The following is an 11,430-nucleotide window of genomic DNA, read 5'->3' as shown; positions in this document are numbered from 1 at the left end:
ATCATGGTTGAATCGCAGCGCTGCATCGGCGCGAAGACCAGTACCGAGCTGCGCTACTACCTGAGCTCGTCAGCCGGCAGCCCCGAGCGGGTGGCACAGGCCATTCGCAGCCACTGGACCATCGAGTCCCAACTCCACTGGTCGCTGGACGTGACGCTGGCAGAGGACGCGTGCCGGGTACGCAAGGACAACGCCTCGATGAACCTGGCGATCCTGCGCCGCTTCGTGCTGAATCTGCTCAAGCTTGATCCGACGCCCAGGCTGTCGGTGCGCGCCAAGCTCAAGCAGGCCGCGTGGGACGACGACTTTCGCCGCGACGTGCTTGGCATGCGGCCGATGTCCTAATGCGATTGCCCTGGCGTCGGAGGCCGTCCTGTGGACGGTTCGGCCGAAACCGGGTATCCTTGCGGTCTCTCGCGTTGGCGTCGCGTCCGTTCTGGTTGGCGCGCTTTCGCGTAGATTCCCCGCAGTTTTGTGGTGAAGCGCCCGTAGCTCAATGGATAGAGTACTGCCCTCCGAAGGCAGGGGTTGCTGGTTCGATCCCAGCCGGGCGCGCCAACCTGTCTTCCGTAGTAATCCCCTGAAATCCTGAAAGGCCGCGCCAGTAAAGGCGTTGCGGGAAATTTGCGTCCGGGAACAGCCGGCGAATTCCTGCGAAATCCGGCGTTTGCATATCCCTAAAGTCGTACCCAAAATGGGTGTTCCTCGATTTTGCCATTTCGGGTACGAGATCATGGGGCAACTCACTGATTTAAAAGTAAAAAACGCGGAGCACTGCGCGAAGGAATACTTTCTGCCGGATGGCGACGGGTTGTACCTGCGCGTTCGTCCAACGCGCAAGGTCTGGATCTATCGTTACACGCGCGACGGAAAAAGCATCAAGCTGTCGCTTGGTCGTTATCCGATTGTGTCGCTGGCCGCGGCGCGCCGGAAAGCGCGAGCAGAAATGGAGCGAAGGGCCGACGGGATCGACCCCCAAAAGGCTCGACGCGAGAAGAGGGAGGAAGAGCAGGCAGCTCGGCTCAACACGTTTGAGTTGGTGGCACGAGAGTGGCATAAGGCGTCGGAAAAGGATCGCCAATGGTCTGCCGGCTACGCCGAGAAAATCATTCGCTACCTGGAACTGCACGTGTTTCCCTGGGTGGGGCGACTTCCAGTGGAGGAGATCAAGCCGACCGAAGTTGTGCGTTGCCTGCATCGCATCAAAGAGCGCGGCAATCTCGAAACCGCGATGCGGGTACGCGAGACGATTCAGCATGTGTATCAGTACGCGGTCGATACCGGCGTTCTGGAACCAGCCAAGAATTTTGTGAATGGCCGTACCGGCGGACTCCCCGCAGTCCGTAGCCGCCATTACCCAGCTATCACCGACCCGCAGCAGCTAGGGCAGCTGCTGCGCGATATTCGCGCCTACAACGGTCACGTGATTACTCGTGCAGCGTTGCAGCTTGCGCCGTTACTTTTCCAGCGACCCGGTCAGCTACGTTTCGCTCACTGGGAAGATATCGATCTCGACGGCGCAGTCTGGATTTGTCAGCCGGAAAAAATGAAGATGCGGGAATGGAAGAAGCGGGATAGCCGCACGCCAGCGCATGCGGTGCCGCTTCCGTCACAGGCCGTGGAGATCCTGAGAGATCTGCATCCGCTAACCGGGCCGAAGGGGCCAATCTTTCGCAGTGTCGCCAAACGCTCCGAGGCGACGCGTTACATGAGCGAGAACACGATCAACAGTGCGCTACGTACGCTGGGTTACGACACCAAAGAGCAGATCACCGGTCATGGTTTCCGTGCGACGGCCCGCACGCTGATTCGGGAATATCTCGGGTGGGACAAGGAGGTGATCGAGCGTCATCTCGCTCACGCGTCGAGCGAGGAGCTGGGTGACAGCTACGATCGCGCAACGTTTCTTGAGCAGCGCCGCGAGATGGTTCAGAACTGGGCCGATTTTCTTGATGAACTGGCGGCGGGGAATACTCCGAAGCCTGTTAGAACGCTTAAATTGGTGACTAATGCCGCATGAGGCCGCGCGAAGTTTTTTATAGATCCTCGACATCGGGACGTATCTCGAACGAGTATGAATCCCGGATCACCATAGAGCCCGTGTGGCGGTCGATTGGCAGCTTGGTCTTTTGGGGAGCAGTGGGTTGGCGCGACGACTTGCCAGATGGAGCGGAGCTTTTTCGTTGTACACGCTTCTTTTCGTTTGTGCGACGCATCGCATATCGCAAGGAATTGAGATTGACGTCGATCCCTTCTTTAGCTGCATGTTCGACCAATTCGTTCAGCGTGTATCCCTTTTCGCGAGCTGTCTGTATCTGTGCCTGAATCGCGTTCACGCCATCCGTTACCTTGAGAGGCTGTTTGTCTTTCGGCTTTTCTGGCAGAGCATCCAGTCTGCGCCCAAGCGCTTCCCATTGCCCTCGTGGGTAACTCTTGATGACCGGCATGATTCGCTCCGACGCTTGACCTTGATTGCATCTTGAACGGGCGTTAACGCGTCGTCAACAGCCGCTGCTTGCAGCTTCTCAGCATAGGCGGAATACCTCGGAATTCAGGGGAACACGGCGGAACTAGAATATTTTTTCTGCTGCGATTCAGCGTTTCGCGCACACGGAATTGCATGCATGCGCCGCTCAAGGGCACAGACATCCGAACACTGTGCGCTCATCGGTTTACGTTGGAAGACAACCGCGTCGCATTGAAGTCGCCGACGGACGAACGCGGCGTGTCATCCTCTTGCTTCGCCATTGCCATGCCATCTCAACGCACGGTCACTCGGCTTGTATGGATGTTTACTGCTAGGGGGCGACGGATCAAATGTTTATTTGCTCTAGGCGGTGTGTTGAACACATTGGAGGTTAACCGCTTGTCACCGGGTTTTCTCCGTGCATCATGCTTGGGGCGCGTAGCGGTCGCACGCCGTGCACACCGCTGCTCGCCTCGTTGCACCACGATCTTGAGCGCTCAATACGCAGCTGTTACGCGGAAGCGTACTGTTGCTGCATATGGCTTGTACATCGAGGACACTAAAGTCACACTCAGCACTAAAAGCAACATGGAAATCAAGTATGGCAGGATAGGCTTGCGCCGGTTTTGGGCGCCCGCACGGTCAACTATCGGATGACAAGTGATCGAATCAGACGGCACGTGCAAAGAGCCATTAAGCCGAACGGATTCTACTTTTCAAAATGATCGGCAAAATCGCCCCATTGCTGACTTGCGACTGCCTGGGTGTATCAACAGACCTTCCGGACACCGCCACATCGGACCAAGCCATCTACGCAGGCGCTCTAGCACTTTACTGAGTTTCCGCTTTAGTGTAGTTATCCAGGATTGTTATGTGAGTAGCGTCTGCTTACTGCGACGCCTTCATCGACGCCTCGATATAGAATTTGAAGATTGATTATTAACAAAGCCTCGCAACTAGACCTTCATGCGTGAAATCGCGAGCAGACATACATAAATGGCAAGCGGGTTGGGCCGTCTATGGAAAAACAACAGGAAGAATGCATGGACTGGTACGATCTTGACGAAGTCCTGGCAGCAGCGGAACTGCCGGAAGTCGCACGCCGCCTCGGTATGGACGTCGAACAGCGCGGCGCAAACCTAGTTACGCTCTGTCCATTTCACGGAGACACGCGACCATCACTCGTGCTGTACCCGCGCGACGCAGGCCGACACTCGCATTATCACTGCTTTTCGTGCAACGCTCATGGGTATGCTGTCGATCTCGTCAAGGAGGTTCAGGGTCTTGAGTTTAGACCAGCCATCGAATGGCTGGCTCGCAGTCTAGGCATTGCACCGAAGACTGGTACTGCTGTTCTCGGTGTCAACAAAGAACCTCCTCCCGAGGATGCATTTGTCTTTGCGCAGCGTGTCTTCGACCAGAGGCACGACGAATCGGCGTTCGTCGAATGGTGCGAAACGAGGCACTTTGACCGGAATTTCCTTTTCGCCTTCGGGCTGCGCTGCTTGCCGGTTGGATCGTCCCTTGTCCGCGCTTTAAAGGATGAGAGTTTTGGGCGTCGGCAGGAACTGATCGATGGCCTGCTTTCTGCGGGGTTGCTGGTACGCTTGCGACCGGACAAGAAGCTTAATCTCCAGACTTCGCTTGACCTCAGCGAGGAGTTCAGGGACTACTACCATGACGGCCGGGTATTGATCCCGATTCGCGATAAAAGCGATAAGTTGCTTGGTTTTGCCGGACGCTATAGCGCGGGCATGGGCTCCGGCCGAGCAAAAGACAGTGTTACGGCGAAATATTTGCTGACACCCGGATTTCGGAAAGCCGACGTTCTGTTCAACGCGAACGAGGCCCGAAAAGCAGTGAGCGAATCAGTGAAAGCTGGCGGATTACGGCCGGTAGTGTATGTGGTTGAAGGCTTCCTGGACGCCTTGCGGCTACAGTCACTGGGGATGTCGGCCGTTGCTGTGATGGGATCAAGTCTGAGCGAAAAACAGCGCACGGGACTTCTTGAACTCGTCGAAGGAGTCGATCTTCCTGGTGATGCTCATCTCAGCTTGCGGCTTTTCTTTGATCGAGATGCAGCGGGCTTTGACGGTGCAAGCCGTGCGGCTCGTCAACTTCTTGGCCGTTCCGGTGTTGCGACGGAGTGGGTCGGTTTCGCCGCTGACGACAGCACATCGGCAGGGAAGGATCCCGATGAAATATTGGCTTCATGGGACCAGTCGGTAGCGGAAACTACACTTGACCAACACGCGTTGCCAGCCGTAGGCATTCTGCTCGCTGCGAGCCTGGGCTATAAGGATGCGGCGCCGTTGGTTAGTAACGACCTCTGGAATAGTATCTCCCACTACCCACGAGAGAGAGCATTGCTTCAGACGGCGCGTGCGTTGCGTGCCCTGAGCGGAGCCGCCGCGAACTGGGAGCAGCGACTCGATGCATTGGCGGAACCTCATCCACAATGGGCCGATGAGCTCCTCGCGCTCCTGAGGCCACATTCGATAGGCATGTCGGGGTACGCCACTGCAATCGAGCCCACGGTTCTCTCAAGCGAAGAGGCTCGATTAAATCATGCGCGGATGCTCGCCGAACACGGGTCTCGGCGAGGCGAGTTGCCCTGTGACGATGAAACTTGGCGAGTCTTGGATCGAAACGCTCAACTATTCAACGCACTTGCGCTAGATCGCCTGCAGCAGAAAGCCTGGAGCGAGGCGGCCCTATGCGACGCGGTGCATTTGCCACGCAAGTTGTCCAGTGACGAGAAGATGTTGGCGGACCCTAGACGCAAGGTCATGCCCCATCCAGCGGACCTCCATCTGCAGCAGTTCCTCATGAACGAACTGCTCACCGAACGGCATGACTTCGCACATGACGGGCCGCGCACCTTTTCTGATTGCATACCTGCGGTGCGGTGGTACGAAACCGAGGAGGAGGTTCGCGTTACCGGTTACGTCGGCGCGCGTGATTCAGATCCGGCAATACGTGACGATGAACGCGGTCCGCATGACGAGGCGACCCTGAGTTTTGCTTATCAGGTGGACATGGATGTGTTGGAGGGACGTCGCAAGCCGAGCGACCAAGGCATGTTCAGGCCTTTCATGGAGTGCTGGCGCGGATATATGACCTCACTCGGCCGGCAGGCTCAAGCCATCGGCCCGCACGTGCACGTTCTGCGACTGGATGCGAAACGATACTACGATGCTATCCAGCGCTACGTCGTACGCGACCGGTTAATGGAGCCGATTGAGCAGGCTCTTACCGTCAGCGGTGCAGAAGGGTTTTCCGGACTTCTGAACCGGCCGCATCACGATGCGAGGGATGCGGCCAAACATCTGGTAGATCTGCTGTGCGGTAGCCTCTTCGAGCATGGGTATCGACATCCTGATGAGGGGAGTGAGCGCTTTAGTGCTCAGGTGAGGGGCATCCCACAGGGTCCCGTCATCTCGGCTTGGATAGGGACGATCGCGATGTTCCCGTTGGATGCTGCGGCTCGCGCTTTCATGCGTCAGCCCGCTCAAAGACATCCAGATGATCCTCAAAGGCCGCGCGTCGGGTATGCCAGATATGTGGACGACATTGTCTTACTGGCAGATTCGGAGGCTCGCCTGAACGCACTGCGTGAAGCCGTGCAGAATGCAGCTTCGCATCTCGATCTGACTCTAGTGCGAAAAGGCGATTCTGTGGCATCCGGGTCGCCAGATGAGGTCATGCAGCAACTGAACAGTGGGCGGATATTGGCGCCATCTGTACCGGCCTGGGAACCGCCAATAGTTGGCGACGGAGAACCCGGCTGGGGTATGAGCGCGGACGATAGAGGAGTTATGGATCGTCAAAGCGCTCTGCATCTGTTAAGGCATCCAGGCCTGCTGGATGACCCTGCCACCGTTCATGAAAAAGTACGTGAAGCCATGCAGGCACCGGACCTCCGCCCAAGTGATCTCGGCAAGTGTGCGCGAGCGCTGTGGTGGCAAGTAGCAGTACGGGGGGGAGAGCGTTCCGAGCCAGCGGACAGGGAAACATGGACGAGCCTCTGGCAGGCCTACCGCCAACGCTGGGAGGATGTATGTACCGGACATACATGGGCAGCGGCCTATGGGCGTGAGGGATATGACATTCTGTTTGCCATAGAGGGGTTGGACATGTTGATGGACTGGAGTCCATCAATGCAAAAGGGACGCACAAAGGAATGGATTGAACGCCATGACAAGTCGCTGGATGCTCTAGCCGCAGCTATTTTGCAGGCAGACGATCTGTTGCAGAATGTTCCGCTGAAACGCAATCGGGCGCATATCCAGAGTCGCGTCAGAAAAGTTCAGTGGAAGGCACTGCAGCGCGTGCCGAGCGCTACACCTCCGCTTCACGTGGAATCGCAGAAGTCAACGAACCCATCGTTGACTGAATGGCTGTGCCTTGCAGCGATGCTTTTCAACCGCTATGACGCCACTCGGGATGTGCAGCCTCATCCTCTGGACCAGTTGCCGATCGACTTTAACCTGAAGGAGACCGCGGGTCCAGTTACGATCAAAACAGCATGCGAGTACATTCAGGCGCCCGCGTTAGGCCGTGAAGGCATGAGCGATAGCGTAGACCCAGAGGCCAGCAAGATAGCGTTGCAATTTCTGGTCGCGAATACCGCTGGACCGCCGCGCTACAGTCGTTGGGGCATCCTCAAGAAGTACCGCGACCTCATCGGCAATGGCATTGACGGGTTGCGGGAAATCTCCATTTTGCCGCCAGTTCCAGTTGCCGATGCAGGCATGCTGGCGTACACGCAGGACGACGACGTCTCTGGCGTCAAGCTATTTGCATTTGCATCTGGAGCCGATGCACGATTGCCTGCTCAGGTCGATGGGGCAACCATGACTGATGCCGGTGCGCAAGGCCTGTCTCCCTTGGTTTTGACTTGGGGGGATCCTGTTAGGTTGGCACACGGACTGTATCGCTTTGACGGCCGGCAGAGTATTCGAGTTGTTTTTGACTCGCTGAAGCCAGCAAACCGCGCGCGCTTTGCTGCGGACTTGTACGAAACGCTGCATGTTATCCAGCAGACAGAAGCAGTTGACGGCAAAGAGTGGGTCGTCGTTATGGCCCATCTCGCCCATGAACCCATAACCGGTAGCGTCGAAGAGGTCAGCGCGTGTAAGTGGTATCTGGTATCGGTCCCGTTGGACAGCGCGAATCTGGGTGTCAGTGCCTGGGTGCGGGATGGACGAGGCGGCCTGCGCAGCGTCAGCGTACCGGGCGGGGAATACACCAAGCTGTGGCGCTTGGGATGTGCGGTAAGCGACGCTTTGGATATGGCGTTCGATCTCCCTAACGCCGAGACCCCGTTAGAAGAGGACGAAGATGCGCTAGCGCATCCGCATCAGATTCAAGATTATGTCCTGCAACAGCAGCTGAGCAAACTGCGCGGCACGCTCATCGCGGACGCGCAGGTTCGTCAAGAGGTTCGGAACGGCCTTCCCGGTACGGTCAGGCGTTCATTGGACATTCTGCGTCGATTTGATCCTGCACTTGACCCGGCCTCGCAGGTCAAATTGGTACTTCACACCGAAGCCGAGACGCGCTGTATGGCCATGCGTTTGCAGCGCAAGGGGCCCAGTGACCTTCGGGACCGTTTGCATCTGCTACCCGCGCTTATCCTGCAGCGGCTGCCGCTCAGCGTGCTGGAGTGGATGCCGCTGCCGCATAATCACGCCGGCGTGTCACTTCGTACCGATCTCGCGGTGATGTTGGCATTGGCCGAATCGTGCGGCGTTGACGATTCAGATACCTCTTCGGAACAATTCAGACGCGGAGCAGAGTTTGGGGCCGTCCATGCGTTAACCATCGGACTTTCGCTTGCGGCCGCTGGATTAGCACTTCGAGGTCTCGTCGCCTCTACGTGGGGCGCCACGCGCTATCGTGGGCATGCTCCGTTGTCTGAGCGCTTACCGATACCACCTGGCTGGAATGCTCCAGATGCCAGCCGACAAGATCCTCAGCTTGACTACGATACTGCGTGCAGATATTTGCGCGACGACAACTGGGCTGGAGCGAGGGAGGCGACACCGTGGCAGTGGATGCTCGCGCTGCTTGGGATCTTGGAGCGGTTCGCTCCGCAGGTGCTGAACGCATCCAACGACAATCCGCTGCGCGTTGTTTATGAGCAGCTGCGGCAATGGCAATCTGCGCCAGCTGAAAACGTCGAAAATCGACAATGGGCGTGGCCATTTGATGACTTGCCGACCTACGACGCAGTGGCATGGAACTCCCTTGTGAGAGCTTTGCCGTTCGCAACTCATCAGGTCGATCAGCATCTAGGGCTGACGGTCCGACAAGTCGAGGCTCCGGCTTACCGGCGCCATCGTGATGACAGCGGCTTTACCGATGCGGAAAGTCAGCAATGGCTCCTTGCAAAATTGCAATACTCCGGGCTTGGTTCCAACGACAGCGTAGCTCGTGTGCAGCGAGGTCGCAGTCGTCTCGCGACATGGACGGAGGTACGTCGGCAAGCAGACAATGAACTGTTGTCAATCCATACCTTGGACGACAAATTGGGCAGATGGTGGCATGTCGGGCCGGCTGGTGGGCAAGAGAATGTATCGGTTCCGCAGAAAATCAAGCCGGTGACTGTGCCGCCGGACGTTGCACCCACATCCGTCGGCCCGGCGACCGCTGGCGATATAGATACGGTAGCTGCCACGACGGAACGCGCGACATCCGGACCAGCTATAGCCGGCCCCGCTGCTACCGAACCCAAGAGTGTCGAACTCGTTACGTCCGAGACCACAGGTGCTGACTCCACTAGTCCTGAAATTGCGACAAGTGAATCAGGGACTCCGCATGCCCGGGTTGGAGATGCTCGGAAGTCGGATATGGAAAGTGACGCTACTCGCCGTGCGGTTCGAGAGTCTCAATTTGTTTCCTGGTCGCAGCGCGGCGGTGCGAAGTCGGAGTCGCATATGCGTGTCGCCTTGCTGCAATGGCGAATCGAAGAAAGCTATAGTCATCCGCTCGCCGAGGTTGGGCTGTGCGGCATGGGTATGCCGGAACTGGAAAAGAATGGACTGGTCAAGGAGTTGAACGGGGAAGGATCCTTTGCTAAGGCTGATGGGGCCGCCGCACGTGGAAAGGAACATACTTGGCCTGCGGGCAATGCGGAGTCGGTCCCGAGCTGGCCCGAACACAGGAGGCGAAGCTTTTTGAAGCGCGCCCTTGAAGCCTGTGACCTTCTAAAGGTGGAGTTGCTGGTACTTCCTGAAGTCTCGGTGCGTCGGGAAACTGTCGAATGGCTGGAAGGAGAGCTTCGTCGCCACTATCCCGGCCTCGCAGTGCTCGCTGGAACTTACCGGCATTTTGGTCAATCAATTCCTGATTGCAGTGAGTCGACGGATGCGATGGCGACCATTCATCCCCTGATGGCGCCGGTCACGTTGCTATGGCGACCCGACGACGCGTTTTCCAAAGCGTTTTTCGGAGAAGGTAGTGCTGCTCGAACGCTTCGATTTGCCCGGGGCAAGAAATACCGTGCCGTGGCTGCCAATGAGCTTTTTCGTCCTGATTGGAGTGAACTGCGGCCTCTTTTTGGGGTGACGCAGCTACTGGATCAACTAGACGACTTCGACTTACCTAAAGAGCGTCTAAGAGAATTGATTCGAGCGATTGCGGAGCAGATGCCTTCGCTGCGCTACTGCATGGAACTGATCTGTTCTGAGTTGTTCTTGCTGACGAGCCCCGCAAATTACGAGCCATTGCGTAAAGAAGTGGCTGCCATGCTAAACCGCTTTCCTGGTTCGGCCGCGGCGGATGCTGACGAGATAGTCAAGCACGACATTCAAATGTTGGGGCGGGTTCTTACCGTGGCGCAGTCGCATAGCAGTAGTCGTCGCACCATCTTGCTCGTACCGGCCGCGACAACCCGTAGCAATGATTATTGGCATGCGGGTCAGGCCAGCGTCCTTGCATCCGGAACAGCCACGATTTTTTGCAATGCTGCCAAGTCTGCTTTCTCATGCGGAGGGAGCTGCTTCATTGGAATCGATTCGGCCACGAAGCCACACGGCAGTACTGCCGGAATTATAGAGACACTGACGCCATATCATGGCTGGCGCAAAGGTATTCTCTCTCCGAGAGCAGAGGGGGCGCTGTCGGAGAATGACCAGGCGTTGGTGGTGGTCGACGTCGACCCGGTACATGTCGTCAGCGGTCGGCCACGGCCGCAGTTGCTTCCTGAGCCGATGGTGCTTGTCGCCTATTTGCCCGTTGTCGAACTGCTTGACCCGGGTATAAACAAGACGAATCTGCACCGAGCGTTGGCGACGGATTCTCCATCCCAACTTCGGACAACAAGCAGCGATGAGGAAGTCCAGCAAGCGCTGGGAAAGGTCGCCACTGCACCGAGTAAGCGGGCGTCTCCAGACGCATTCTGGGAAGCGTTCAACGAGCTAAGATCCACTTCGACACTAAGCTTGGACGTTGCCAAATTAGATGCATTCGCAAAGCACTTTCCCGATCAGAAAGCTATGCGGGAGCGATTGTCAGCTTGGGAGCGGGACCGATATCAGCAACCGCACGCCAAACATGGCCCATTGAACCTTGAGCCAGCGTGGCTGGATTTTCTCGATGTCGATCTCACTCTGCGAGAGAAACAGAGTCTTCCGAGCATCCTCGTGCCACCGTGGCGTCAGGAAGGCGAGGCGCCATAAGCAGGGTCCGCTCGCCTTGGGCGATGAAATGAGTAAAACGCAATGTATTTAGAATGAATCGGCCGAATCTAACAGCTAACCGCGCTTGATGGTCCCTACATCGATGTTCTTAACCAAGCGGCTGCCTCGGAACCGTAGAACCTTCGCAAAAGAAGCACGGTTCCGCAGGCACCTGCGATGCAATGTAAGCGGTCCATCTTCGACGTCTATCGGCTGGCGGCATGAGCGAGGAGCATAGGTGTCCACCTACGTGGAGGTGGACACCTATGGCTGGCAATG

4 protein-coding genes and 1 tRNA gene are annotated in these 11,430 nt (G+C 57.1%); 4 read left to right on the top strand and 1 reads right to left on the bottom strand.

Annotated elements, in window-relative coordinates; translation table 11 throughout:
• The 3 genes from HDG33_RS36110 to HDG33_RS36100 form a co-directional block, all read left to right on the top strand.
• On the top strand, positions 1-345 hold a 345-nt coding region (locus HDG33_RS36110), incomplete at its 5' end, for an ISAs1 family transposase (RefSeq protein ID WP_184040992.1).
• A 137-nt stretch (positions 346-482) separates the two neighbouring features.
• A tRNA-Arg gene (locus HDG33_RS36105) sits at positions 483-558 on the top strand.
• Positions 559-733: 175 nt separating this feature from the next.
• Positions 734-2,020: a phage integrase central domain-containing protein gene (locus tag HDG33_RS36100; RefSeq protein ID WP_184040989.1), complete on the top strand. Its 1,287-nt coding sequence runs from the start codon at positions 734-736 to the stop codon at positions 2,018-2,020.
• 16 nt (positions 2,021-2,036) lie between these two features.
• On the opposite strand, the gene HDG33_RS36095 is transcribed toward HDG33_RS36100, so the two are convergent.
• A complete protein-coding gene (locus HDG33_RS36095) occupies positions 2,037-2,447 on the bottom strand; it encodes a hypothetical protein (protein WP_184040986.1) in 411 nt (136 codons plus the stop codon).
• 1,039 nt (positions 2,448-3,486) lie between these two features.
• On the opposite strand from HDG33_RS36095, the gene HDG33_RS36090 reads away from it, so the two are divergent.
• Positions 3,487-11,151, top strand: a complete 7,665-nt coding sequence (locus tag HDG33_RS36090; protein ID WP_184040983.1) for a CHC2 zinc finger domain-containing protein — start codon at positions 3,487-3,489, stop codon at positions 11,149-11,151.
• The last annotated feature ends 279 nt before the right edge of the window (positions 11,152-11,430 follow it).

The sequence above is a fragment of the Paraburkholderia sp. Cpub6 genome (genome assembly GCF_014201065.1).
Classification (GTDB): Bacteria; Pseudomonadota; Gammaproteobacteria; order Burkholderiales; family Burkholderiaceae; genus Paraburkholderia; species Paraburkholderia tuberum.
This window is presented reverse-complemented; position numbering and strand designations above follow the sequence as displayed.

Bases quoted from the DNA above. Each gene is read 5' to 3' on its own strand.
- HDG33_RS36100 (WP_184040989.1), top strand. From the start codon at position 734: ATGGGGCAACTCACTGATTTAAAAGTAAAAAACGCGGAGCACTGCGCG.
- HDG33_RS36095 (WP_184040986.1), bottom strand. From the start codon at position 2,447: ATGCCGGTCATCAAGAGTTACCCACGAGGGCAATGGGAAGCGCTTGGG.
- HDG33_RS36090 (WP_184040983.1), top strand. From the start codon at position 3,487: ATGGAAAAACAACAGGAAGAATGCATGGACTGGTACGATCTTGACGAA.